Origin of the sequence: Rhodococcus sp. NPDC080181, from assembly GCF_040702225.1 — a bacterium.
In the GTDB taxonomy this organism is placed as follows: domain Bacteria; phylum Actinomycetota; class Actinomycetes; order Mycobacteriales; family Mycobacteriaceae; genus Rhodococcoides; species Rhodococcoides fascians.
Window position 1 is genome coordinate 19184 of the sequence record NZ_JBFBKN010000013.1, and the last position, 25695, is coordinate 44878.

Annotated in this window: 20 protein-coding genes and 2 tRNA genes; 9 read left to right on the forward strand and 13 right to left on the reverse strand. The window is 64.5% G+C overall.

Going from position 1 to position 25695, the window contains the following annotated elements; all coding sequences use genetic code 11:
• Positions 1-6 precede the first annotated feature (6 nt).
• Positions 7-939, forward strand: a complete 933-nt coding sequence (locus AB0O58_RS16105) for an alpha/beta hydrolase (protein WP_032389275.1) — start codon at positions 7-9, stop codon at positions 937-939.
• Here AB0O58_RS16105 and AB0O58_RS16110 read toward each other — a convergent pair.
• On the reverse strand, positions 933-5114 hold the full coding sequence (locus tag AB0O58_RS16110; protein WP_241258046.1) for a bifunctional nitrate reductase/sulfite reductase flavoprotein subunit alpha: 4182 nt from the start codon (positions 5112-5114) through the stop codon (positions 933-935). The two genes, AB0O58_RS16105 and AB0O58_RS16110, sit on opposite strands and share 7 nt — an antisense overlap.
• Before the next feature lie 223 nt (positions 5115-5337).
• On the opposite strand from AB0O58_RS16110, the gene AB0O58_RS16115 reads away from it, so the two are divergent.
• The gene (locus AB0O58_RS16115; protein WP_032370364.1) at positions 5338-6531 is read left to right on the forward strand and encodes an Ig-like domain-containing protein; all 1194 of its coding nucleotides are present in this window, start codon (positions 5338-5340) and stop codon (positions 6529-6531) included.
• 10 nt (positions 6532-6541) lie between these two features.
• On the opposite strand, the gene AB0O58_RS16120 is transcribed toward AB0O58_RS16115, so the two are convergent.
• The 3 genes from AB0O58_RS16120 to orn all read right to left on the reverse strand — a co-directional run bounded on the left by AB0O58_RS16120 (position 6542) and on the right by orn (position 8378).
• Positions 6542-7282 carry a M23 family metallopeptidase gene (locus AB0O58_RS16120; RefSeq protein ID WP_241258044.1) on the reverse strand — a complete coding sequence of 247 codons (741 nt, stop codon included), beginning with the start codon at positions 7280-7282 and terminating at the stop codon, positions 6542-6544.
• A 330-nt stretch (positions 7283-7612) separates the two neighbouring features.
• Positions 7613-7688, reverse strand: a tRNA-His gene (locus AB0O58_RS16125).
• Positions 7689-7766: 78 nt separating this feature from the next.
• Positions 7767-8378 (reverse strand): oligoribonuclease, encoded by a 612-nt coding sequence (orn, locus tag AB0O58_RS16130; RefSeq protein WP_204878852.1) that lies wholly within the window; start codon positions 8376-8378, stop codon positions 7767-7769.
• A gap of 94 nt (positions 8379-8472) precedes the next feature.
• Between orn and AB0O58_RS16135 the strand changes: the two genes are divergently transcribed.
• Entirely contained in the window at positions 8473-10197 is a 1725-nt protein-coding gene (locus AB0O58_RS16135; protein ID WP_206498223.1) for a helicase HerA-like domain-containing protein, read from the forward strand.
• A gap of 48 nt (positions 10198-10245) precedes the next feature.
• Here the strand turns inward: AB0O58_RS16135 and cmrA are convergent, their stop codons facing one another.
• Genes cmrA through AB0O58_RS16150 form a run of 3 tightly spaced genes read right to left on the reverse strand, consistent with a single transcriptional unit; the run spans position 10246 to position 13642 of the window.
• Complete coding sequence (gene cmrA, locus AB0O58_RS16140) at positions 10246-11049, reverse strand: mycolate reductase (protein ID WP_032370197.1); 804 nt, start codon at positions 11047-11049, stop codon at positions 10246-10248.
• Positions 11050-11072: 23 nt separating this feature from the next.
• Positions 11073-13118 (reverse strand): NADPH-dependent 2,4-dienoyl-CoA reductase, encoded by a 2046-nt coding sequence (locus AB0O58_RS16145; protein ID WP_366238495.1) that lies wholly within the window; start codon positions 13116-13118, stop codon positions 11073-11075.
• Entirely contained in the window at positions 13115-13642 is a 528-nt protein-coding gene (locus tag AB0O58_RS16150; RefSeq protein ID WP_045194555.1) for a PadR family transcriptional regulator, read from the reverse strand. The genes AB0O58_RS16145 and AB0O58_RS16150 overlap by 4 nt, the downstream gene beginning before the upstream one ends.
• Before the next feature lie 83 nt (positions 13643-13725).
• Here AB0O58_RS16150 and AB0O58_RS16155 point away from each other — a divergent pair, with 83 nt between their 5' ends.
• Complete coding sequence (locus AB0O58_RS16155) at positions 13726-15048, forward strand: MFS transporter (protein ID WP_206498221.1); 1323 nt, start codon at positions 13726-13728, stop codon at positions 15046-15048.
• On the opposite strand, the gene AB0O58_RS16160 is transcribed toward AB0O58_RS16155, so the two are convergent.
• Both AB0O58_RS16160 and AB0O58_RS16165 read right to left on the reverse strand, forming a co-directional pair.
• Positions 15045-15866 (reverse strand): alpha/beta hydrolase, encoded by an 822-nt coding sequence (locus AB0O58_RS16160; RefSeq protein ID WP_206498220.1) that lies wholly within the window; start codon positions 15864-15866, stop codon positions 15045-15047. The genes AB0O58_RS16155 and AB0O58_RS16160 overlap by 4 nt on opposite strands.
• Before the next feature lie 35 nt (positions 15867-15901).
• Entirely contained in the window at positions 15902-16528 is a 627-nt protein-coding gene (locus AB0O58_RS16165; RefSeq protein ID WP_032368471.1) for a TetR family transcriptional regulator, read from the reverse strand.
• A 195-nt stretch (positions 16529-16723) separates the two neighbouring features.
• On the opposite strand from AB0O58_RS16165, the gene AB0O58_RS16170 reads away from it, so the two are divergent.
• The 3 genes from AB0O58_RS16170 to AB0O58_RS16180 are packed head-to-tail and all read left to right on the forward strand — an operon-like array spanning position 16724 to position 19326.
• On the forward strand, positions 16724-17836 hold the full coding sequence (locus tag AB0O58_RS16170) for an FAD-binding oxidoreductase (RefSeq protein WP_032368224.1): 1113 nt from the start codon (positions 16724-16726) through the stop codon (positions 17834-17836).
• A gap of 45 nt (positions 17837-17881) precedes the next feature.
• Positions 17882-19066, forward strand: coding sequence for an acyl-CoA desaturase (locus tag AB0O58_RS16175; protein ID WP_032368223.1), 1185 nt, complete (start codon positions 17882-17884; stop codon positions 19064-19066).
• A gap of 23 nt (positions 19067-19089) precedes the next feature.
• Positions 19090-19326, forward strand: coding sequence for a hypothetical protein (locus AB0O58_RS16180; RefSeq protein WP_027497606.1), 237 nt, complete (start codon positions 19090-19092; stop codon positions 19324-19326).
• A gap of 69 nt (positions 19327-19395) precedes the next feature.
• Here AB0O58_RS16180 and AB0O58_RS16185 read toward each other — a convergent pair whose 3' ends face one another.
• The 3 genes from AB0O58_RS16185 to AB0O58_RS16195 form a co-directional block, all read right to left on the reverse strand.
• Complete coding sequence (locus AB0O58_RS16185; RefSeq protein ID WP_206498219.1) at positions 19396-20505, reverse strand: class I SAM-dependent methyltransferase; 1110 nt, start codon at positions 20503-20505, stop codon at positions 19396-19398.
• Positions 20502-21644, reverse strand: a complete 1143-nt coding sequence (locus AB0O58_RS16190; protein WP_032406772.1) for a N(5)-(carboxyethyl)ornithine synthase — start codon at positions 21642-21644, stop codon at positions 20502-20504. The genes AB0O58_RS16185 and AB0O58_RS16190 overlap by 4 nt, the downstream gene beginning before the upstream one ends.
• Before the next feature lie 70 nt (positions 21645-21714).
• Positions 21715-21787 (reverse strand) — tRNA-Arg (locus AB0O58_RS16195).
• 146 nt (positions 21788-21933) lie between these two features.
• Between AB0O58_RS16195 and AB0O58_RS16200 the strand changes: the two genes are divergently transcribed.
• Positions 21934-23091, forward strand: a complete 1158-nt coding sequence (locus AB0O58_RS16200; protein ID WP_045841288.1) for an XdhC/CoxI family protein — start codon at positions 21934-21936, stop codon at positions 23089-23091.
• Between the two features lie 44 nt (positions 23092-23135).
• A complete protein-coding gene (locus AB0O58_RS16205) occupies positions 23136-25214 on the forward strand; it encodes a cytochrome c oxidase assembly protein (RefSeq protein WP_206498218.1) in 2079 nt (692 codons plus the stop codon).
• 7 nt (positions 25215-25221) lie between these two features.
• On the opposite strand, the gene AB0O58_RS16210 is transcribed toward AB0O58_RS16205, so the two are convergent.
• Positions 25222-25647: a MarR family transcriptional regulator gene (locus AB0O58_RS16210; RefSeq protein ID WP_239535212.1), complete on the reverse strand. Its 426-nt coding sequence runs from the start codon at positions 25645-25647 to the stop codon at positions 25222-25224.
• Positions 25648-25695 lie beyond the last annotated feature (48 nt).

Below are 25695 nucleotides of genomic sequence, written 5' to 3' on the forward strand. Positions count from 1 at the left end.
TCGCCCATGAATTCGCAGCCGGGGGGCGCGGTCCCTGATCGTAAGGACATCACGTTCGACTCGAACGGCGTCGACTGTGCGGCGTGGCTGTACCTGCCCGACAGCACCGAGCCGGCCCCGGTGATCGTCATGGCGCACGGTCTCGGCGGAACCCGGGGAATGCGACTCGACGCCTACGCAGAACGATTTCGCGCCGAGGGCTACGCGTGCCTGGTGTTCGACTATCGGTACTTCGGAGACAGTGGCGGGCGACCGCGACAATTGCTCGATATCGAATCCCAGTTGCAGGACTGGGCGGCAGCGATCGCGTGCGCCCGGGGTCGGCAGGACGTGGACGGTTCGCGAATCGTGTTGTGGGGCTCGTCGTTCGGCGGTGGCCACGTCATCGTCGCGGCAGCACGGGATCAGCGTGTCGCCGCGGTGGTCGCGCAGTGTCCGTTCACCGACGGCATCGCCTCCGGGCTCGCATCGAACACATGGACCTCGGTCAAACTGTCCGTGCGGGCCGTGCGCGACCTGCTGGGATCGGTGATCGGGCGGCCGCCGGTGATGGTGGCGACCGCCGGACGACCGGGGACTACCGCATTGATGACGTCACCCGACAGTTACGACGGGTACCTCGCGCTCGCTCCGGACTCCGACGAGTCGTTCCACAATCGGGTTGCCGCCCGCTTCGCGCTGCAGATCGTGCGCCATCGGCCCGGACGTCGAGCGAAGGACGTCCGCTGCCCGATACTCTTCGTCGTCTGCAACACGGATTCTGTGGCACCGGCGAAGGCCACCCTGCGATACGCCCGGACAGCCCCGCTCGGCGAGATCGAAACCTACGACGCAGGCCATTTCGACATCTATCTCGGTGCTGACTTCGAGCAGGTGGTCGCAGACCAAATCGCCTTCCTCCTGCGCACTGTCCCGCCGCTGGTGGCTGCGGATCAGTAGACGTCGCGCACGTACCGCTTCTCCGCAGCGAGAGCCTTGACGTACGCCTCGGCACTGCTCGGGGCCAGTTTCCCGTGCTGTGCGACTACGCCTTTCAGGGCCGCATCCACGTCTTTGGCCATTCTCGACGCGTCGCCACAGACATAGAAGTGGGCACCTCGGTGAATCCAGTTCCAGAGCTCGCTGCCGTGTTCGCGCATGCGATCCTGCACGTAGACCTTGTCCTTCTGATCCCGGGAAAAGGCGACGTCGAGACGGTCGAGCGACCCGTCGCTCAGCATCGCGGTGAGTTCGTCGCGGTAGTAGAAGTCGGTGTCCGCGTGCTGTTCGCCGAAGAAGAGCCAGTTCGGGCCGGTGTGCCCGAGCGCGCGCCGCTCGTGCAGGAACGCCCGGAACGGTGCAATGCCGGTGCCGGGACCGACCATGATCATCGGCGTGGCGGGATCCTCGGGCGGTTTGAAATGGGTCGATTTCTGTACGAATATCCCGATGTCATGGTTGGCGGCATGGTCGGCCAGATACGTCGAGCACACCCCGCGTCGAGCGACACCGTGCACGTTGTATCGCACAGCCGAGACGGTCACCTGCACCTCCTCGGGATTCTCCTTCGGGCTCGAGGAGATGGAATACAGACGCGGCTGCAACGGCTTGAGAACGCCGAGCCAATCGTCCACCGACGCGCGAACCGGATGTGCGGCAAGTACATCGATCGATTGCCGTCCCCACATCCAGTCGGTGAGCGTGTGTCTGTTGTCCGGATGCAACATGGCCTCGAGGTCGTCGTCCGCGGTACGCCGGTGCACGAACTTCAATAGATCCGGTGTGGCACGGGCGATCTCGAGGTGCCGACCCAACGCCGTACGGAGCGGCATTTCACCGTGCTCGGCCAAGTCGACGACGGCGTCACCGTCGAGTCCGGTGGCACCGAGCCACTCCTGCACGTACTGGTCACTGTTGCGAGGCCAGACCCCGAGTGCGTCACCCACCTCGTATTCGAGGGTGCCCGCAGGAAGGTGGAATCCGAGTTGACGGACGTCCTTGAGCGATCCGCGTGCGGTGAGCACTCGATTCCGAACGAGAGTAGTCACGAGGGGCGACTTCTTGCTGTACCGCGGTTCTACGTCAGCGGCCGCAGGCCGACGTGCGGGTGCCGCAGGCGCGGTCGCGGGGTCGGACGTTGGCGAGTCACCTGCCAGCAGCGCGCTCACCGAGTCGAGCCACTCGGCGGCCTCGTTCTCGTAGTCGGGCTCGAGGTCGACCCTGCCGAGTAGTCGCCGCGCACCGAGTTGCTCGAGACGTTCGTCGATCTTGCGGCCGTGCCCGCAGAAGTCTGCGTAACTCGAGTCGCCGAACGCCAGCACGGCGTAACGGATTCCGTCCAGTGCGGGTACCGAATCGGTTGTCAGGCTCTCCCAGAAGGTTGCGCCGTTGTCGGGTGCTTCGCCGTCCCCGGTGGTACTGCTGACGATCAACACGTCGGCCTCGGCCGGTAGTCGGTCTGCGGTGAACGAGTCCATGGAGTGTTCGGTGACGGCAGACCCAGCAGCTCGCAGATGAGAAACACTGGACTGGGCGAACTCCTCGGCAGTTCCCGTCTGCGAGGCCCACAGCAGGAGCAGTGGTCTGCCCGCTGCCGACGAGGTGTCCCCGGCGGTTCCTTCGGTGCCCGGCGAGGGAGTGCGCGAGAACAGGCCTGCGAGAGCACCGTCGAGCCACGCGTGCGTCTCGGGAGTCAGCGGGGTCCGTTCGGGCAACGTGGGGATTCCCGGCGCGGAGCGACCTGCGTCGGTCCGAAGTCCCTCCAGCAGGCCGGCCATGTAACTTTGCTCGATGACGGTGAAAGGTTCTGCGGGTCGGCTCGGGCGGCCGACCAACACGGCGAGAGCGTCGACCGGATCGTGCACGTCCTCGGACGTATCGGGCGAATCCGATTGAGCAGCAGATACTTTCGTCAGCGACACGGCGCAGGCCTTGAATTCGGGTTGCTGCGAGTAGGGATCGACGGCGTCATTGGTCACCGCGTTGATCGCCAGGGATTCACCGAACTCGTCGCTCCAGTGGAACGGTGCGAAGCAGCCGCCGGGTAACACTCGGTCGGTGACCACGGCGGGCAGTACCGCACGGCCTCGACGCGACGACAGTTCGACGGTATCGCCGTCGGACAGATCGAGCCGGCCCGCATCGGTCGGGTGTATTTCCACGAACGGGCCGGGGTTCAGTTTGTTCAGCTTCGCGACTTTGCCGGTCTTGGTCATGGTGTGCCACTGATGGGGGAGTCGCCCCGTGTTGAGCAGGAACGGATAGTCGTCGTCCGGCATCTCGGCCGGTGCCATGGCGGGTCGGGCGAGAAACTGCGCTCGACCGCTCGCGGTGGGGAACGACAGGGCAGGAATCGAGCCGTCCTCCGACACCCGCAGGGTTTGGCTGACTCCGTCGTTGAGGTACCGGATGGGGTGTCTGGTGGTAGTCGACTCGGGCGGGCACGGCCACTGAATCGAACCCTCGCGGAGCCCGTCGTAGGTGATGCCGCGAATGTCGTAACCGGTGGCGGGGTTCGAGAACTGCTTGATCTCCTCGAAGATCTCTTCGGCACTGGAGTACGTGAACGACTCGGAATAGCCGAGAGCGCAGGCCATGTCGGCGATGATCTTCCAGTCGGGGAGTGCTCCGCCGGGTGCATCGACAGCCGGCTGGAACAGCGTGAGGTTCCGCTCGGAGTTGACCATGACACCGTGGGCCTCGGTCCACAGCGCAGCGGGCAGCATCACATCGGCGTATCGGTTGGTCTCGGTGTCGGCGAAGGCGTCTTGGGTGATCACCAGTTCGGCACGCTCGAGACCGTCGATCACGGTTGTTCGATTGGCCACGGACGCAACAGGATTGGTGCAGATGATCCAGCAAGCTTTGATGTCGCCCGCAGCCAACTTCGAGAACATCTCGATGGTTCCACCACCGACGTCGGTGCGGAGTGTTCCGGGCGGGATTTTCCAGGCCTGCTCGACGAACGCGCGGTCGGTGTCGTTGGTGACCGCCCGTTGGCCCGGCAGTCCGGGGCCCATGTACCCCATTTCCCGGCCACCCATCGCGTTCGGCTGACCGGTCAACGAGAAGGGGCCGCTTCCGGTCCGGCAGATAGCACCCGTTGCCAGGTGGAGATTGCACAGTGCGTTGGTGTTCCAGGTGCCGTGGGTGGACTGATTGAGTCCCATCGTCCAACAGCTCATCCAGTTCTCTGCAGTCCCGATCATCTCCGCTGCGGCACGCAGATCTTCCTCGGCGAGACCGGTTGCAGCGCAGACCTTCTCGGGGGTGTAGTCGCGAAGAAACTCCGGCATCGCGTCCCAGCCGTCGGTGAACTGGGCGATGAAGTCAGGGTCCGTGTTTCCGCTGTCGACGATCAGAGCCAGCAGGCCGTTGAGCAGCGCCAGATCGGATCCCGGTTCGAGCATGAGGTGCAGGTGCGCCTTGTCGGCGGTGGCGGTGCGCCGCGGATCGACCACGATCAGTTTCGCACCGGCCTTGACCCGGTCCATCATTCGCAGAAACAGGATGGGGTGGCAGTCGGCCATGTTGGAGCCGATGACGAGGAACACGTCGGCGTTGTCGAAGTCTTCGTACGACCCCGGCGGACCGTCGGCTCCGAGTGACTGCTTGTAGCCGGTCCCCGCGCTGGCCATGCACAGTCGTGAGTTGGATTCGATCTGATTGGTACCGATGAACCCTTTGGCCAGTTTGTTCGACAGGTACTGAGCCTCGATCGACATCTGCCCCGATACGTACAGCGCAACGGAATCGGGTCCGTGTTCGCCGAGGATCGTGCGGAGCCTGCGGGCAGTATCGGTGATGGCCACCGAGGTGTCCGTACTCTCCGGCCGGTCACCGCGCCGGTGGCGAATTCGAGCCTTGTCGAGGCGGCCCGGCGCGGCAAGCATGTCTGCGGTGGTGCTTCCCTTGGTGCACAGTCGGCCGAAGTTCGCCGGGTGGGTCTTGTCGCCGACCGACTTGGTGACCGTGGGCCCGATCGGCAGCGTCGACCGGGAGCTCGACTGGGACTTCGCCGCCGACGGCCCACCGACCTCGAGCACCATGCCGCATCCCACGCCGCAGTATGCGCAGAGTGTCTTCACCGTGGTGACCATGGCTTCCACAGTGCCCGGTGCAGTGTGCGCGGCCATTACACATCGGTTAGCCGGATATGACGTTGTCCTCACCGGGCGTCGAACGAGGCGGTGATGTGCGTTCGCGGCACCGCCCTGTGTGGCAGGGAGGTAACACCAACTTTCTGCAGCACGATTGGTACTCGAACGTTATTTGTCGAACGGGCTGTCGAGTGGAATGTGTGGATTCTGCGCTGGCAGAATCGTCCGGGTCGGGCTCGAAGTGGGAAGTGGTGTGTTCATGAGGGTGTCTCGAGGATTCGTTCTCGCCGCGGTGGGAGTTGTCGCTTCGGTGGCGGTGCTGTCCGGGTGCAGCTCGCAGACGGACATCTCCGAACCCTCCGTTCCGATCGATTCCAACCCGATGACCGAACTGATGAAACCGAAGCTGACCGCGAGCGTGCTCGACGGAGCAGTCGGATTCTCACCGGCAGACCCGGTGACCGTCTCGGTTGCCGACGGCAAGTTGTCCTCGGTCACCATGCTCAACCCCGACGGCGAGCCGGTATCGGGAGCCATTGCTCCGGACGGGCTGTCGTGGACCAACACCGAACCCCTCGGCTACAACCGCGAGTATCGAGTGCAGGCCGATGCGTACGGACTCGGAGGATCGTCGAGCACGGTGTCGAGCTTCACCACCAGCCAGCCGGGCAATTTCACCAAGCCCTACGTTCTGCCGAACCCGGGCGACGTGGTGGGTATCGGGCAGCCTGTCGCGGTCCAGTTCGACGAGGCGATCACCGACAAGCTTGCTGCCCAGAATGCGATCACGGTCACCACGACGCCGGCCGTGGAAGGTGCGTTCTACTGGGTAAACAACAAAGAGGTTCGCTGGCGACCGCAGAACTACTGGGCACCGGGCACCAAGGTCGACGTGGCCGTCAACGTGTACGGGCGTGATCTCGGTGACGACATCTACGGCCAGGAGAATGCGACGACGTCGTTCACGATCGGCGACGCGGTCATTGCCACTGCGGACGACAACACCAAGCAGGTGACGTTCAACGTCAACGGCCAGGATGTCATCACGATGCCGACGTCGATGGGCAAGGACTCCACCCCGACGGACAACGGCGTCTACATCATCGGTGATCGATTCGAGCATCTCGTCATGGATTCGTCGACCTACGGTGTGCCGGTCAACTCGTCCACCGGGTACCGCACTCCGGTCGACTGGGCGACGCGGATGTCGTACAGCGGCATCTTCTTCCACTCCGCACCGTGGTCGGTGGGACAGCAGGGGTACTCGAACGCCTCGCACGGTTGCCTGAATCTGAGCCCCACCAATGCCAAGTGGGTCTACGACAACACCAAGCGGGGCGACATCGTCGTCGTCAAGAACACCGTCGGTGGAACGTTGTCGGGGACCGATGGTCTCGGCGACTGGAACATCCCCTGGGACGAGTGGAAAGCGGGCAACGCCACCACTGTCTGATCGGTGTCGATCAGCTTCGATCGCGGGTCTGGTAGAGCGAAGGATCGATCCCGAGTGTCTTCAGGTACGCGACCGGTTCGATGCTCGAGCCGTTGTTGCGGACCTCGAAGTGCAGATGCGGTCCCGTCGAATTGCCGGTGCTGCCGACCGCCCCGAGGACATCTCCCGGTGCCACCTCGTCACCGACGGACACAGCGAGGCTGGACTGATGGCCGTAGTAGGTCTCGGTGTTTCCGCTCTTGACCCGAACGAGCTTGCCGTAGCCGTCGCCCGCGTCTCCGGCCTGAACGACGGTTCCGCCGGTCACCGCATGGATCGGGGTTCCGCTGTCGGCAGCCAGGTCCACACCCTGGTGGTACTGCGCGCCGTTGCCGGTCGGGTTGTTGCGTCCGCCGTAACCCGAAGTGATGCGATATTTGCCTGCGTCGATCGGGAGCACGGCACCTCCGAGCCCCACCGTGGGCGGCGCACTCGGAAGTTCGATCTCGGGTACATCCGCGGGATTTGCGGTATCCGGCACCGACAGCACGTCGCCGTCGAGAACGATCGCCGCGACCTGGTTGATGAGCACACCGGTGGCGTCGAGCACCGCGGCGAGTATTGCGGCCCGCTGCTGCGCATCGGGCTGGGGGATTGGGATCTGAGGTAATTCGATCGTGGGTTGAGCGGTGGCCACCGCTGGGCTGAGCAAGCCGGTTGTGCCGATGCACAGTGCTGCCGACAAGATCGAACCCGCTATGACTCTGTGCATTCTGCGACCCACGAAAAAGCCTCCTCGTCTCTGCCCGCCGTGCACCCGTCGGATGGGTGCGAGCTGGGCGTCGAGCATGTTCGGTGACGCTTCGGGGCACGCTGAACTCACGTAGCAGAAAACACATGAATCACGTTGGTACTTTTCTTCCCCAAAAGTGCCATTGGTAACCGTACGTCACAGAAACCCCATAAGAAACTCGAAAAGTGAATTACAACAACGTAATTCGAGGTCAGGGTGGGTACGCACCGTCCGCTCGAACACCCTGGCGAAGGGTGGAGAGGATACACAAAAAAGGCCGGTCTCGCGAGGAGACCGGCCTTCTTCGTTTGGGGTGAGCGACGGGACTCGAACCCGCGACATCCAGGATCACAACCTGGTGCTCTACCAGCTGAACTACGCCCACCATTGCATGCGTCCGCAGAACCTTTTCGGGCTCTCCATCAGCAGCGTCGACAATACTAGCGGGTTGAATCCGAGGTTGCTAATCCGCCCCCTGCTGCGTGTCGAGATCCTGAACGACTGCCGCGATATCGCTGGTCGACGGCCCCGGGGGCGCGACGAAGGCGGTACGACGGTAGTACTGCAACTCCTTGATTGACTCCTTGATGTCGGCCAGGGCGCGGTGCGCAAGGCCCTTGGCCGGCTGCCCGTAGTAGATCCGCGGGTACCACCGTCGGGAAAGTTCTTTGATCGAGCTGACGTCGATCATTCGGTAGTGGAGGTAGGTGTCGAGCGCGGTCATGTCGCGAGAGATGAATCCACGATCGGTCCCGATCGAGTTTCCCGCGAGCGGAACCGTTCCGGCCACCGGGACGTGCTCCTTGATGTACGCGAGCACGCGCTGCTCGGCTTCCTCCAGGCTCACCGTCGACGCGCGCACCTCGTCGGTCAAGCCCGACTTGGCATGCATGTCGGTGACGACGGCCGGCATGTTCGCCAACGCATCGTCGTCGGCGTGGATGACGATGTCGACACCCTCCCCGAGGATGTTGAGCTCACTGTCGGTCACCAACGCCGCGATTTCGATCAGCTTGTCCTTGCTCAGGTCCAAGCCGGTCATTTCACAGTCGATCCACACGAGTTTGTCCTGCACTCGCTCCACAGTAGTGCGCGCACCACAGCCACTAGGGTTTGCGGTGGCGATCGACCCCGTTCACTTCAGCGCACGTTCACGAAAGGATGCGGACATGACAGGCGACCCGACGCAGCCGGCACCCACGCTCAGCCCTGCCGAGAAGGCGAAGGCGGCCAAAGCGGCGGCCGTGGAAGCCGCACGGGTGGCTGCCGACGCTCTGGCTGCGGCCGACGCCGCCGAGGCCGAGGCGCGTGCCGCAGAGCAAGGGTCGGCACCGGCGGTGCACGGTAAAGCAAGCGAGATCGCCGCCGGATACACATCGGCAGGTGCGGCATTGGAACTGGGAACCGTCGTTCTGGACGGTGTCACCGACCCCGCTGCCCGCATTCGTATTCCGTTGGCCACGTTGAACAGGCACGGTCTCGTTGCCGGGGCCACCGGAACCGGCAAGACCAAGACGCTCCAGGGGATAGCCGAACAGCTTTCTGCCGCAGGGGTTCCCGTTGTCATGGCCGACGTCAAAGGAGATCTCTCGGGCTTGTCCGCGCCGGGCGAAGGCAACGACAAGATCCGCAGCCGCGCTGCGGACACCGGCCTGACGGACTGGGCTCCCGCCGGACACCCGGTGGAATTTCTCTCGCTCGGCACCGAGGGAATCGGGGTGCCGGTGCGGGCCACGATCACCGCGTTCGGACCGATTTTGCTCAGCAAAGTGTTGGGGCTCAACAACACTCAAGAGTCGACCCTGGGGCTGATCTTTCACTGGGCCGATTCCCAGGGACTTGCCTTGCTCGATCTCAAGGACCTGCGGTCGGTGATCATGCATCTGACGAGTGACGAAGGCAAGGCCGACCTGAAAGGCATCGGCGGTGTCTCGTCGGCGACCGCTGGAGTCATCCTGCGTGCCTTGGCCAATCTCGAGGCCGACGGCGGCGACACCTTCTTCGGCGAACCGGAACTCGAGACCGAGGACCTACTCCGCGTCGGACCCGACGGACGAGGCGTCATCACCCTGTTCGAGCTCGGTGCTCAGGCGTCACGCCCGGTGATGTTCTCCACCTTCCTGATGTGGGTACTGGCCGATTTTTTCCAGACGTTGCCCGAGGTCGGTGACGTCGACAAGCCCAAGCTCGTGTTCATCTTCGACGAGGCGCATCTGCTCTTCGCCGACGCGTCGAAAGCCTTTTTGCAGCAGGTGGAACAGACCGTCAAGCTCATTCGCTCGAAGGGCGTCGGCGTCTTCTTCTGCACACAGCTGCCCACCGACGTCCCCAACGACGTTCTCTCCCAATTGGGCGCGAGAATTCAGCATGCCCTTCGCGCGTTCACGCCCGATGACCAGAAGGCGTTGAACAAGACGGTGCGCACGTACCCCAAGACCGACGCCTACGACCTCGAGAAGGCACTGACGTCGTTGGGGACCGGAGAAGCGATCGTGACGGTGCTCTCGGAGAAAGGCGCGCCGACACCGGTGGCATGGACGAAGATTCGCCCGCCCCGCTCCCTGATGGACACCATCGGCAACGACGCCATCGCGGCTGCCGCGTCGTCGAGCACCCTGTCCGCCAAGTACCGCGAGACGATCGATCGCGAGTCCGCCTACGAGCGGATGAACGCACGCGTCACGGACGTGGCCGTGCCGGCCGAGAAGTTCGATATCCCACCGCTGCCCGCCGATCTGCCGGATCTGCCTCCGAGCGAGCCGGACGGGCCGTCGGCCGCGGAGCGCATCATGAGCAACCCGGCGGTGAAGAGCTTCCTTCGATCGGCTGCCTCGGCCGCCGGGCGGGAAATCTCGCGCAGCATCTTCGGAACCGGTCGGCGTCGGCGGCGCTGAGCTTGTTCAGTCGGGAGTGGAGCCCGCGGAACGACCAGGATTCGGGTACTAGCTGCCGAGCTTCTTGTAGAAGCTGCCGATGATCGGCGCGGAGATGCTGCGCGGGCTGTACTGCCCGGCGACCGACATGCCCTTGCTGAGCAGTCCGGGAACGACGCGCATCTTGTTCTTCGCCAGGCCGTCCAGTGACAGCTTCGCGGTGTAGGCGCTGTCGATCCACAGGAAGTCGGGAACCATCTTGTCGACGATCGACGCATCGGCCGGGTCGGGTGTCTCGGTGCGGACCGGGCCTGGAGCGAGCAGGGTGACGTTGACGCCGGTGCCCGCGAGCTCACCGCGCAGTGACTCCGAGAACGTGTTGACGAAGGCCTTCGTCGCGGCGTAGGTCGCGTTGTTGGGGATGGCCATGTTGCCCGCCGCAGAACCGGTGATGAGGATGCCGCCTGCTCCGCGACCGATCATGCCGGGCATGACTGCCAGCGTGAGGTCGTGTACGGCAACGGCATTGAGCTCCACCTGATCGCGCTCGTACGCGGGATCGAGCCCGGCCACCGGTCCGAACGTCGCGATGCCTGCGTTGTTGCACAGGATCGAGATCTCACGCTCGGAGAGCTCGGTGACCAGCTCCTGGCGCTGCTCGCGGTTGGACAGATCCGACGCCCGCACCTCGACGGTGACGCCGTGCTCGGCGGTGAGCTTCGCGGCCAGCGCCTCGAGCAGTTCACCACGTCGGGCCACGACGATCAACGAGTGACCACGGGTGGCGAGTTCGGTGGCCAGGGCTTCACCGATACCGGAGGAGGCTCCGGTGACGACGGCGCGGGCATCGGGGCTGGGCTTGGGCAGGCTCACGGTGAGACAGGCTAGCGGACAGATCAGATCGTGGCCGCGAGCCGGGTGCCCTGCTCTATCGCCCGTTTGGCGTCCAACTCTGCCGCCACGTCCGCACCGCCGATGATGTGTGTGGTGGTGCCCGCGGCCTTCAGCTCGCCGACCAGATCCCGGACCGACTCCTGGCCCGCGCAGATCACGATGGTGTCCACCTCGAGCAAGCGTGGTCGTTCGTGCTTCTCGCCGAACGAGATGTGCAGGCCCGCATCGTCGATCTTCTCGTAGTTGACGCCCGAAAGCTGGTGCACGCCCTTGGCTTTCAATGCTGCGCGGTGAACCCACCCGGTGGTCTTCGCGAGACCGGCCCCGATACGTCCCGGCTTGCGTTGCAGGAGGTAGACCTCCCGAGGAGATGCGGCAGGCACCGGGGTGGTCAACGCGCCCGGCGCGGCCTCGGGCTCGGTGACTCCCCACTCCTGCTTCCATTCCTTCAGGTCCAGCGTGGGGGAGGCGTCGGTGGTGAGGAACTCGGAGATGTCGATGCCGATACCGCCGGCACCGATGACCGCGACCCGGTCGCCGACGGCCCTACCGTCGCGCACCAGTTCCGCGTACGAGAGCACGGACGGGTGATCGATACCTGGGATCTGCGGCATCCGGGGAGTGACACCGGTGGCCAGGACCACCTCGTCGAATTCGCCCGCGGCGAGTTCTGCGGCGGTAACCCGAGTATCGAGGTGTACCGCAACATCCGCGTCGCGCAGAGCGGTGGAGAAGTAGCGAATGGTCTCGGCGAACTCTTCCTTGCCGGGAATCAGACGGGCGATACCGAATTGGCCGCCGATCTCGCCCCTGGCCTCGAACAGGCTGACGGCGTGTCCGCGTTGCGCAAGGGTGAGCGCCGCAGACAGTCCGGCGGGCCCGGCCCCGACGACCGCCACCTTCTTGGTCTTCTTCGTCGGCAACAACTGCAGGTCGATCTCGCGACCGGCGCGAGGGTTGACCAGGCACGAGACCTTCTTGTGTACGAAGGCGTGGTCGAGGCAGGCCTGATTGCAGGCGATGCAGGTGTTGATTCGATCCGCGGAATCGGAAGCAGCCTTCTCGACCCAGAACGGATCGGCGAGCATCGGCCTGGCCATGGCGATCAGCTGCGCGTCGCCGCGGGCGAGGATGTTCTCGGCGATCTCGGGCATGTTGATGCGGTTGGACGCGGCGACGGGGATGCTCACGTATTTTTCGAGCTTGCCGGTGATGTCGGCGAATGCTGCTCGCGGAACCGAGGTGACGATGGTCGGCACCCGCGATTCGTGCCAGCCGATGTCGGTGTTGATGATGTTCGCGCCTGCGGCCTCCACGTCCTCGGCGAGGGCGACGATGTCGTTCCAGCTCTGGCCCTCCTCGACGAGGTCGGCCATCGACAGCCGGAACACGATGAGAAAGTCGGATCCGACGGCGGCACGGATCTGCCGCACGATCTCGACTGCCATTCTGCGACGGTTCTCCGCGGAACCACCCCATTCGTCGCGTCGCTTGTTGGTGCGCTCGGAGAGGAACTGGTTGATGAAGTAGCCTTCGCCGCCCATGATTTCGACGCCGTCGTAGCCGGCGCTCTGTGCGAGTTGGGCGCACCGCACGAAGTTTCTGATCTGCCAGCGAACGCCCCTCGAGGTCAATCGCCTGGGCCGAAAAGGATTGATGGGAGCCTTGATCGACGATGCCGACACACTCAGCGGCTGGTAGGAATAGCGTCCGGCATGGAGGATCTGGAGCGCGATCTTGCCGCCTTCGCGGTGCACGGCAGTGGTGATCCTGCGGTGCCGACGGGCCTCGATGCGGTTGGTCAGCTTGGCCCCGAACGGCAACAGCCACCCGGTGCGATTGGGGGCGTAACCCCCGGTGATGATGAGTGCGACTCCGCCGCGGGCACGCTCGGCGAAGTAGGCAGCCAGGCGGCCGGTGTCGCGGGCGCGATCTTCGAGGCCGGTGTGAATCGATCCCATGATCACGCGGTTCTTCAGCGTGGTTGCGCCGACGTTCAACGGCGACAACAGATTCGGGTACGGACCAGTGGTCTGCTCGGTCTTCACAGTTTCTCCAATACCTCGGTGCACCATTCGGTGAATCCTTCTTCGACACGAATCCCGCCGCGGAGCACCAGGTATTGATGCAGCGCGGTACCGGTCAGGGCAGCGGGGGCCGGAAAGTCCTGCTTCTCGATCAGTCGATACACGTCGAGACGGGTGGCATGTACGTCGCGGTGGCGGGCGACTTCGACTTTCAACGCTTCGATGTCACCGTTGGCCGCACCGCGAATCTTCACGGCGAGCTCCTCGCGAAGCTGCGAGGGATCGGTCGGCGCGGCGATCCAGCGATCGAGCTCGGCGCGGCCCGCGGTGCTGACCGAATAGACCTTCTTGTCGGGACGGCCGTCCTGTGCGACTGCCTCGCCGGTGATCCAGCCCGCTCCATCCATCCGCGTCAGAGTGCGGTAGATCTGCTGATGAGTTGCACTCCAGAAGAAGCCGATGGACTTGTCGAACCGTCGGGCGAGCTCGTACCCCGAGCCGCTCAGCTCGGTGAGGGAGACCAGAATCGCGTGTTCCAAAGCCACACCCGAGAGTATGTATGCAACGTGGTGACTATGCAACTAGGTGCACCCAAACGTGGGCCCGTCGCGGGCTAGTGTTGGCAACCATGGGAACCCAGCCGGAGGCCGCTGTCGTCGGAGTCGCCACAACGCGTAAGCAGGTCACCGCCTGGGGGTTCTGGGACTGGGGATCGGCCGCGTTCAATGCCGTCATTCTCACGTTCGTGTTCTCGGTGTATCTCACCGATGCCGTCGGTGACGACCTACCCGGATCCATCTCGGCGACCACGTGGTTCAGCTGGTCCATCGCGCTGTCGAGCGTCGTAATCGCACTGCTGGCACCGGTGTGCGGGCAGTACTTCGACGCCCGCGGCAAGAGAAAATGGCTGCTGGGGCTATTGACCGCGTTGACGGTCGTGGCCATGGCCGGCTTGTTCTTCGTACAGGACGACTACCACTATCTGTGGCTCGGGCTGCTGCTGCTCGGTCTCGGATCCATCATGTTCGAGCTGGCCAGTATTCCGTACAACTCGATGCTGCGGCAGGTCTCCACCCCGGCCAATATCGGACGTGTGTCCGGATTCGGTTGGGCGATGGGCTATTTCGGTGGAATTGTCCTACTCCTTCTGGGCTACCTCGGTTTCATCGTCGGGGACGGCGACACTCGGGGCCTGCTGGGGCTGAGCACCGATGGAGGGCTCAACATCAGGCTCGTCGCCGTGCTGGCGGCCGTCTGGTTCGCGGTCTCGGCCATCCCGGTGATGTTCGCAGTTCCCGAAGTACCCAGGGCCATCGCCGATCCCGAGGCGGCACAGGCCGGCTTCGCGGAGTCCTATCGCGTTCTCTTTCGTGATGTGCGCGAGTTGTGGAGCGCAGACCGGCGTGCCGTCTACTACCTGATCGCCAGCGCACTGTTCCGAGACGGACTGGCGGGCGTGTTCACTTTCGGAGCCGTTCTCGCGGTCAGCGTCTACGGCATCGGCGCGGCGGACGTACTGCTGTTCGGCGTCGCCGCCAATGTCATCGCAGGCCTCGGTGCCATCGTCGCCGGGCGGTTCGACGACAGAATCGGACCCAAGAAGGTCATCGTCTTCTCGCTCACGTCCATGATCGGTGCCGGAACCATTCTGCTGTTCGTGTCGGGACCGACGATGTTCTGGATCTTCGGGCTGATCCTGTGCCTGTTCGTGGGGCCCGCGCAATCGTCTGCGCGTACCTTCCTGGCCCGACTGGCACCGCCCGGGCGCGAGGGTCAGTTCTTCGGACTGTTCGCGACGACGGGTCGGGCCGCGTCGTTTCTCGCGCCCTCGCTGTTCGGGCTGTTCGTGTGGATGTTCGACGCCGACCGCGCAGGTATCGCCGGGCTGATCATCGTCCTCGCCGCCGGGCTGCTGGCATTGCTGAAAGTTCGCGCCCCGGAACAGGTTTAGACCGACCCGATACGATCCAAGATCTCGGCTGCGAGTCTGTCGGGGGCTTCCTCGGGGATCCAGTGGGAGATGCCGTCGAGTTCGACGAATCGGTACGGCGCATCGACGAACTCGGCGCAGCGCTCCGCGCCGGCTCGACCGATGGCGGTATCGCCGTTGCTCCACACGTAGGTGGTCGGCACCGTCACCGCAGGTAGGTTCGCGAACTCCCGCGTCATCGCGGCATACCAACTCGACGCAGCCGTCAGTGCTCCCGGCACCGTCAGATGGCGAACGTATTCGTCGTCGAGGCTTTCGGCCCCGAACATCGCGCGGAGCCGTTGGGCGTCGTTCTCGGTCAGTACTCGTTCGGCCTTCTCAGGTTCGCGAAGCAAGCCGAAGTACTGGGACCGCTGTTGCTGGTCCGGGTCCTCGCGAATGGCCCAGTTGAACGCCGCAGAGTGCGGAACGGATGCGGCAGTGAGGCTTCGGACGCGGTCGGGATGCTCGGCGGCGACATGCCAGGCGACCACAGCGCCCCAGTCGTGACCCACCAGGTGCGCCGAGTTCAGGTCGAAGGCGTCGAGCAGACCGAGGACGTCCTCGGTGAGACGCTCGATGCGGTAGTGCTCGACGCCGATCGGGCGGGCACCGGGGGAGTAGCCCCGCTGGTTGGGGGCCAGGACGCGGCAGCCCGCGGCCGTCAATTCGGGGGTCACCCGCGACCACGACGCGTTGGTCTGTGGAAAGCCGTGCAGCGCAACGACGGGTACGCCGTCGACGGGACCTGCCTGCGCCAGCTCGAACGTGTACTCGCCGATGTGTACCTCGGTGGTCATGATGCTCCTTCGCGGCTCGCGCTCGTGCCCGACGGTCAAGCCCGTCGCGGTTCCCATTTGCTCATCCCCAGCATGATCATCCGGATCTGCTTCTCGGTGCGTTCGATGAGGTCTTTCTCGTTCTGACTACCCGGTCGGTCGATTTCCAACAGACCGACCACCGCCGTCAGCATCGTCGAGACCAGGAGGTCGGCCGTCATCTCGAGATCGGCGACGTCCCATCGTTCGAGACCGGGCATGCGAGAGAGGTCGATGGTCAGCTCGCTGACGAACAGCCGGAGCTCGGTGGCGAACGCGCGACGTACCTCGGTGACTCCGCCGTAGCGCTCGCGACTGAGGAAGCGGAACTGATCCTCGTGGCTGCGGACCTGACGAACCAGGATGCCGAAGGATTCGGTGGCCGTCTTGGTACTCGGGTTGCGTCTGGCGTCGCGCAGCATCTGGCGCAGCATGCGCATGCTGTCCTCGACCAACGCGACCCCGAGGTCTTCCATGGACGCGAAGTGTCGATAGAACGCGGTGGGGACGATGCCGGCGGACCGCGCAACCTCACGCAGGCTCACGCTCGCGAACGACCGTTCGCGAAGCAGATCGAGTGTGCCGTCGATCAAGGCCTGCCGCGTGCGCTCCTTGCGCTCCGCGCGGGTACCCGGTTCTGTCACGGCGTCCAGTTTATGGGCGGGCACTCTGTGATCTCCCCTCCGGTTGCTTCCGCGGTCCCCGTGAACTTCACATGAGGTCTGTAATGGCGGTCACATAAACGTTGACAGGTACCGGTGTCGCTCTGTCACACTCATGTTAGTGTACAATCGTTCACTGAATGGGTCGTAGGGTTCGATCCGGTTAGGGAGGATGGAATGACGCTTCAAGAACGTCCGACGCGACCCACGGGTTCGCGCAAGTTCTCGCTTCTTTCCCTGTTCGAGGCCATGGCCACGCCCCACGCGCTCGATCGGTACCTGGAGCTGGTCGACCCCATGACGACCGTTCGTGATCTGCGCGGTGAAGTGACCGAGATACACCGGTCCACCGAAGATTCGCTGACGCTGACCATCCGCCCCACCCGACAGTGGAAAGGCTTTCAGGCCGGCCAGTTCGTTCAGGTCGGGGTGGTCATCGACGGCGTACGTCAGACTCGCTGTTACTCGCCGGCCTGTTCGCAGTACCGCAAGGACGGCCGAATCGAGCTGACGATCAAGGCGCACCCCGAGGGGCTGGTCTCGCAGTATCTGCACAAGAACGCCCACGTCGGCCTCGTCGTCAGCCTGTCGCAGGCGGACGGCACCTTCAAGCTTCCCCAGCCACGCCCGGCGCGCACGCTGCTGATCAGCGGCGGCAGCGGCATCACGCCCGTGCTGTCCATGCTCAGGTCGCTGCTGGACGAGGGGTACAGCAGCGACCTGACCTTCCTGCACTACGCGTACACCGAGAACGACGTCGCGTACAAGCAGGAGCTCGAGAAGATCGCCGCCGAGCACGACAACGTGAACCTCGTCTTCGCATACACCGAGCAGACGACCGGCGGGGACCTGCACGGGTTCTTCGGCAAAGAGCATCTCGACGCCGTGGCACCGTGGTTCGCAGACGCGGATACCTTCCTGTGCGGTCCGCCCGGGCTGATGAAGGGCGTGACGTCGTTCTTCGACGACGCAGGGCTCGGCGACCGACTGCACCTCGAGGAATTCACACCGTCCTTCGCCACCGTGAGCGACGACGTCACGGGAACCACCACGTTCTCCGGAAGTGACGTCGCCGCCGAGAACGACGGTGCAACGTTGCTCGAACAAGCCGAGGGAGCCGGTCTGTCGCCGGCCAACGGGTGCCGAATGGGCATCTGCTTCACCTGCACCTCGGTGAAGAAGTCCGGCTGCACCAAGAACATCAAGACCGGTGAGACCGACACCGAATCCGACAAGAAGATCCAGCTCTGTGTGTCCGTTGCCGTCGGCGACGTCGACATCGACATCTAGTCCCGGAGCTCCCGCCCACCACCCGATCGAATTGGAGATCAGCAGATGCTCGGAACGATTCTCTCGATCCTGCCCACCGCCGTCATTCCCTTCCGACGCAACGAAACGCTGCCCGACGAGCCGACCGTACTGACGTACGAACAGGTCGAAGAGCTCGGCCGCGAACTCGACGACCTGCGGGCCCGCACCGTCGCCAAACTGGGCGACGAGGACCGCGAATACATCTACAAGATCATCAAGGCGCAGCGCGGGCTCGAGATCACCGGACGCGCACTGATGTACCTGCCTTTCGTCCCGCCGGCGTGGCTCGCCGGTGTCGGCGCACTCGGCGTCGCGAAGATCCTCGACAACATGGAGATCGGCCACAACGTCATGCACGGCCAGTACGACTGGATGCGTGAGCCGGGTCTGAACTCCGAGGTGTTCGAGTGGGACACAGTCTGCCCGGCAGACCAGTGGAAGCACTCGCACAACTACATGCACCATACGTTCACCAACATCGTCGGCATGGACCGCGACATCGGGTACGGCATCCTGCGCATGGATCAGGACCAGAAGTGGAACCCGTACTACCTCGGCAACCCCGTCTACGCATTCCTGCTCATGACGTTCTTCGAGTGGGGCGTCATGCTGCACGACCTCGAGACCGAGAACATCGTCGCCGGTAAGAGGAAGTGGCACGACGTCAAGCCGCTGCTGCAGGGAATGTGGCGCAAGGCGGGCAAGCAGGCTCTCAAGGATTACGTCATCTTCCCCGCTCTGACCGGGCCGTTCTTCGCCTCGACCGTGGTCGGCAACGTTGCTGCGAACCTGATCCGGAACGTGTGGACGTACTCGATCATCTTCTGCGGCCACTTCCCGACGGGGGTGCAGACCTTCAGTCAGGAGGAGACCGCCGACGAGAGCCGGGGCGAATGGTACGTCCGTCAGATGCTCGGATCGGCCAACATCGAGGGTTCGCCACTGTTCCACATCATGTCCGGCAACCTCTCGCACCAGATCGAGCACCACCTCTTCCCGGATCTGCCCGCGCACCGCTACCCGCAGATCGCACCCGAGGTCAAGGCTCTGTGCCAGAAGTACGACCTGCCGTACAACACCGGAGGCTTCTTCCACCAGATCGGCACCGTGTGGGGCAAGATCTTCAAGCTCGCTCTGCCCAACTCGCTCACCGGATCGGCGGCCCCGGCCAGTGTTATCGTCGAGCGTAAGAAGACCGACGCAGCGTGACGACTTCGAAGGGGGCGGTCCTGGTGGTGGGAAGGTTCGAGCGCAACAAGGACACCGTGCAGGATTTCACCGAGTCTGCGGCGACACACGTCGGCAGAATCGTGGTGATCATCGCCGGAGCGGTCCGTGACGTCACTCGCGAGATCGGTGATCTGATCACCGATGGAATCGAAATGCGCGAGGCCGCGAAGAAGGCCGAGCGTGACGCGCCGCTGGGCACCGTGATCAACGGGGAGTTCGAGACCCGCGACCGGCACTGACTCACCGCACGATCGACGAAGCCGCCCGAGCATTGCTCGGGCGGCTTTCTCGTGTCTCGGCGCGGATGGCTAGCGGCGGCGCAGTCTCCACAGTGACGTGGTTTCGCGCGACCGGGCTTCGTGCAGAACATCGGAGGCGTCGGTCGCTCGAGAATGCGATGGCACGGTGTCCATCCGGTCGACGACGGTCAGGCCGGCCTTGTCGATCGACGCGAGGAGGTCTGTGCGCGTGACTAATCCGAGCAACTCGGCGAGGTCGGACAACACCAACCAGGCCTCGCCGTCGGGCGTCAGATGCCCGCCGAGGCGGCTGAGGAACGATTTCAGCATGCGAGAACCGGGATCGTAGACGGCATGCTCGATCCCCGACGTCGGCTTGGTGGGTATCCACGGCGGGTTGCAGACGATCAATCCCGCGCGGCCGCTCGGGAAGATGTCGGTCTGCACCACCTCGACCCGATCGCTGTACCCGAGTGCGTCGAGATTGGCGCGGGCGCACGCGACCGATCGGGGGTCCTTGTCGGTCGCCACCACCGCAGGTACGCCCCGGCGCGCGAGTACCGCAGCCAGCACACCCGAGCCCGTCCCGATGTCGAAAGCCCGGTCCGTGGCAGGTAGCGGTGCGTCGGCGACGAGCTGGATGTACTCACCGCGGACAGGCGAGAACACTCCGTAGTGGGGATGAACGGACGCGTCCAGCGCCGGCACGAACACTCCCTTGCGGCGCCACTCGTGTGCGCCGATGATCCCGAGGAGTTCACGGAGTGACAGCACGCAGGCCGAGGCATCGGGACCCAGTGCTTCCGCTACGGCCGATCGCACCTCCGGCGCTCGGCCGAGATCGAGCCGTAGATCCGAATCGAGTTGCACCAGAAGCATTCCCAATACCCGTGCGCGCCGCGCCTGATACTGACGATGCAGGTGGAACCGCTCGGCGGGCGACGCGTTCTCGGGCTGTGTGGCCGGTGGTACCCGCCGCGTCATGGCCGACAGGAGCTGGCGAGCGTTGTTGTAATCGCCACGCCACAGCAGAGACTCGCCGATCGTCGCCAGCTTGTAGGCCACGTCCGCCGTCGTCGCGTCGTCGACGATCCGTATCACCCGCGGTGGCGGCGCACCGTTCTCCGACTGCCAACGCGCGGATCGTTCGATGCCGTCCTCGACCCACGTGACGCTCATGCTGCAGTGTGCGGGTACTCCGCACTGCGATGTTGGAAGGCAAGGATATTGGGGTTCACGATGACACCCTCCCTGATTTCGATGGAACGCTCGATGGTGGCGTCCTCACTCCACGCCGCGGGCCCGTCGAGAACCACGCGAAGGTAGGGCAGCAACGATTCGCTGATCTCCCACGTCGCCGAATTCCACAGATAGGACGGACTGTGGTCGACGGCGTAGTAGTGCACATTGTCACCGACGGTGAACATCGGGTCGGCGAACGACGTGGGCCGAGCCCATTCGAATCCCATTCCCTCGTCACACGAGACGTCCACGACCAGGGTGCCCGGAGTCAATGTGGGCAGGTCCTCGTTCGCCAAGAACGTCAGTGGTGAGTTCGTATCCTGCAGTACGCAATTGACGATCACATCGTGGTCGGACAGAAACTGCGAGAGTGGGATTCGACCGTCGGGAGTCAGAGCTCGGCTCTGGCGGGGATCGGCGTCGTCGAGATCGAAATTGACGATGTTGGCCGAGTGGATCGGCGAACCCACCGCCGTGACCCCACGCTGAGTGAGGACATCGACGTCGTGGATCCCGTGTGCACTGAGCGCGGTGACCGCGCCGCGCGCCGTGGCTCCGAAACCGATGACAGCGGCCCGCAACCTGCGGCCGTAGTCCCCGGTGGAACCGATCAGCTGCAATGCGTGCAGCACCGAGCAGTACCCGGCCAATTCGTTGTTCTTGTGGAACACATGAAGATTGAACCAGCCGTCCTGCGTCCAGTGGTTCATGGCCTCGAAGGCGATCAGCGTGAGCTTGCGATCGACGGCGATCTGGGTGAGCCTTTCGTCCTGCACACAGTGCGGCCAACCCCAGAGCGTCTGGCCGGGTCGAAGAGACTCGAGATCTTCGGCCTGAGGCTTCGGCAGCAGAATCACGTCGCACCGAGCAATGAGTTCGGCGCGGGTGCCGATACCCGCGACCTGCGTGGCCAGGTGCTCGTCGGAGATTCCGAACGGTTCGCCGTAGCCGGATTCGAGGAACATTCGGCTTCGAATGTCGGCGTCGATGCGATCGAAATGAAGAGGATGAATCGGTAGTCGACGCTCATCGGGCTTGCGCGAACGTGAGAGGACTCCGAGAGTGAGCTGATGCACGTGTAACCCTTCGTTACGCGAAGTCAACCACAGTAACGCGAGTCGGCCAGCGTTCGCGCTGGTCAGAGGGTGCCCCCGGCAGGATTCGAACCTGCGACCAAGGGATTAGAAGGCCCTTGCTCTATCCCCTGAGCTACGGAGGCTGGCACGCGCGGACAGGCCCGCTCGAGCACGGTTGACGAGTGTACCTTTCCGCCTACGGCGATCACACCGGCATGGGTTGAGGGAGCAGTGCAGGGGGAAGCCTGTGATGTCGTAGACGTTCCGGCCGGCACCCGAAGGAGGTTCGATGCACGACATTCTGGACGAGCTACTGCACGCCTGGCGGACCGGCGACGCGGCCGCGGTGGCAACGGTTGTGCAGACATTCGACTCCGCGCCGCGTCCTGTGGGTGCGTCGATGATGGTCGGCCAGGACGGTGCGGTCGCCGGTTCGGTGTCCGGCGGCTGCGTCGAGGGTGCCGTGTACGAGTCGGCGCACGACGTGATGCAGTCCGGTACCCCGATACTCACTCGATACGGGGTGTCGGACGACGACGCATTCGCAGTCGGGCTCACGTGTGGGGGAACGCTGGATGTGTTCGTGCAGGCGGTGTCGAAGCACACCTTTCCCGAGTTCGGTGACGTCGTGGCGAACGTGCGCCGCAACGTCCCGGTTGCAGTGGCCACCGTGATCGCTCATGCCGACGCAACACGGGTCGGTCGGAGAGCAGTTCTGACGGAGTCGGGTATTCGCGGTTCCCTCGGCAGCTCGCGGGCGGACGCCGCCATTGCCGACGACGCGAAAGGGCTACTTGCAGCGGGACGTTCGACTGTTCTGACGTACGGAACCGACGGCCAGCGCCGCGGTCGGGGAATGCAGGTGTTCGTGTCCAGTCATGCGCCGTCGCCGAGAATGCTCGTGTTCGGTGCCATCGACTTCGCTGCGGCGGTTGCGCAGCAGGGTGCCTTTCTGGGCTACCGCGTCACCGTCTGCGACGCCCGATCCGTGTTTGCGACCCCGCAGCGCTTTCCCGCTGCCGAGCAGGTGGTGGTCGCGTGGCCGCACGACTACCTGAACCAACAGTGGGCGGCGGGGGAGTTGGACGAGAGGACCGTGGTCTGTGTGTTGACTCACGACCCGAAGTTCGATGTGCCACTGCTCGAAGTGGCGTTGCGGATTCCGGCCCTGGCGTTCGTCGGAGCGATGGGCTCGCGGCGAACCCATGACGACCGCATCGCCCGGTTACGGGCGGCAGGAGTGACCGAGACCGAACTCGCGCAATTGTCGAGCCCGATCGGACTCGACCTGGGTGCACGCACGCCGCAGGAGACCGCGGTGTCCATTGCGGCGGAGATCATCGCCCAGAGATGGGGCGGGAGCGGCACGCCTCTCCGGCAGCAGCACGGACGCATCCACCACGACTCGCTGGACGCCGAGGACGGGGCAAAGTACGACGCTGTGTAGGACTCGCGTTTCGAGTACTGCCGAACACCTCTTACTCTGGTGGTATGGCCACACCGGATCTCGACAAGACCGACCCGTCGCACGCCGGGGACTCCACCGGCGATGTGCGGTCGGACGAGGGTGCGGGCAGTGCAGATCCCCGCTCGACAACCACGTCGGTGTTCGTCACTGCCGGCGTCATCGCCGGTGTCGTCGCTGCCCTGATCGTCATGCTGTCCGCGTCGGACGCGTTGGTCCTGCTCGGTATCCCTGATCCCGGCCCGGCCACCACCTACGGACTGCCCGCCCTGCGTGCGATCGGTGAGATCGCAGCGGTCATCGCGGTCGGCTCGTTCCTGCTGGCGGCGTTCCTGGTTCCGCCACAGAAGAACGGCGTGCTCGACGTGGACGGCTACCGGGCGGTTCGCACCGGCTCGGTCGCATCCATCGTCTGGGCCGTATGTGCGCTTCTCCTCGTGCCGTTGACGCTGTCCGACACCTCCGGCCAGCGGTTCGCCGAGGCCGTGAAGCCGGCGAATCTGTGGATCGCGCTGGATCAGGTGGAGATCGCCAGTGCATGGCGGTGGACGGCCATCATGGCCGTCGTCGTCGCCATCGCATCGCGGACGGTACTGCGGTGGTCCTGGACGCCTGCGCTGCTCGGATTCTCGCTGGCCACTCTGCTGCCCATTGCGCTCAGTGGTCACTCCTCGGCGGGCGGATCGCACGACATCGCGACCAACTCGCTGATCCTGCACCTCGGCGCCGCGTCGTTGTGGGCGGGCGGGCTGTTCGCACTGCTTGCACATGTCCGCAGACGCGGCGCGCACACCGACGTCGCTGCTCGGCGGTTCTCCACGATCGCCGGCGTCTGCTTCGTCGTCATGGGCATCAGCGGAGTCATCAACGCCCTGGTTCGGGTGTCCCTCGCCGACCTGTTCACCACGACGTACGGCCTGCTGATCGTGGGCAAGATTCTCGCGTTGATCGTGCTCGGCGGATTCGGCTGGATGCAGCGGCGCCGCGCTCTGCCCGCACTGATCGCCGATCCCACCGCCCGTGGACCGCTGCTCCGGTTCGCCGGGGCCGAGGTGCTCGTTCTCGCCGCGACCGTTGGTCTGGCCGTCGGCCTCGGGCGAACACCACCGCCCGCCGAGATCGACCCGAACCTGACGCCGACCGAGGCCGCGCTCGGATACGACCTCAGCGGACCGCCGACGTTCGCTCGTATGGCTTTCGACTGGCGCTTCGACCTGATCTTCGGCACCGCCGCGATCGTCCTGGCCGTGGTGTATCTGATCGGGGTCCGTCGGCTGCGACTGCGCGGCGACGCGTGGCCCGTCGGTCGCACCGTCGCCTGGGTCCTGGGCTGCCTCACACTGCTGATCAGTACGTCGTCGGGCATAGGACGGTATTCCACGGCAGTGTTCAGCGTGCACATGACCGGACACATGATGCTGTCGATGCTCGCGCCGGTTCTGCTCGCGCTCGGTGGTGCACTGACGTTGTCGTTGCGTGTCCTGCCCGCGGCAGGCAAGGACGGCGTCCCGGGGATGCGCGAGTGGTTGCTGATGGGCCTGCACAGTCGACTGTCGCAGTTCGTCACCCACCCGCTCGTCGCGGCGCTGATCTTCGTGGGCGGCTTCTACGTGCTCTATCTCGGCGGAATCTTCGGGGCCGTGCTGGACAGTCACGGAGCTCATCTGTTGATGAACCTGCACTTCGTGCTCAGCGGATACCTGTTCTACTGGACGGTCATCGGCGTCGATCCGTCTCCGCGCAAGATTGCTCCGGTCACCAAACTCGCCGTGGTGTTCGGCTCACTGCCGTTCCATGCGTTCTTCGGTGTGGCGCTGATGAGCATGAACACAGTCATGGGTGCCTGGTTCTACCGCACGCTCGGCCTCGACTGGAACTCCGACCTACTGGGGGACCAGAAGCTCGGTGGCGGCATCGCGTGGGCAACCGGCGAGGTGCCTCTGGTGCTGGTCATGCTCGCACTGCTGATCCAGTGGTCCCGCAGCGACGATCGCGACGCCAGGCGCGGTGATAGAGCCGCCGAACGTGACCACGACGCCGACCTGGCCGCGCACAACGCGATGTTCGCCGAGCTGGCCCGTCGCGATCGGGACGGCAGGCAGTAGCGTCGTTTCAGTCGCTGCCGGCGATCTTGTGCAGAAGCCGGTCGAGTTCGGTGCGTTCGGCCGGCTCGAGGCCGTCGAACAGGTCCGCGGACACCTGACGTCGTGCCTCGTCGACGCGGTCGAGCAGGGCGCGGCCGGCGTCGGTCAGCTCGACCAGGACAGCGCGTCGATCACTCGGGTCCGGCGCTCGCGTCACCAGTTTTGCCGCTTCGAGTGAGTCGACGATGTCGGTGGCCGATCGAGCGACGATACGGAGGTGCTCGGCCAGATCACGCAATCGGACCGATTCTCGTTCGCGCGCCAAGACGTGCATGGCCCTGCTCTGCGACGGGTTGAGTCCGAACGGTTCCAGCGCGGTCATGTGGCTTCGCCGAATTCTTCGGGCAACGGCCATGAACGAATCGCTCAGGTTGGGCGAGTGTCCGGTGTCCATACGACGGATCATAGCGAGGCTTGCTCACAACCTCATAGTGAGGTAACC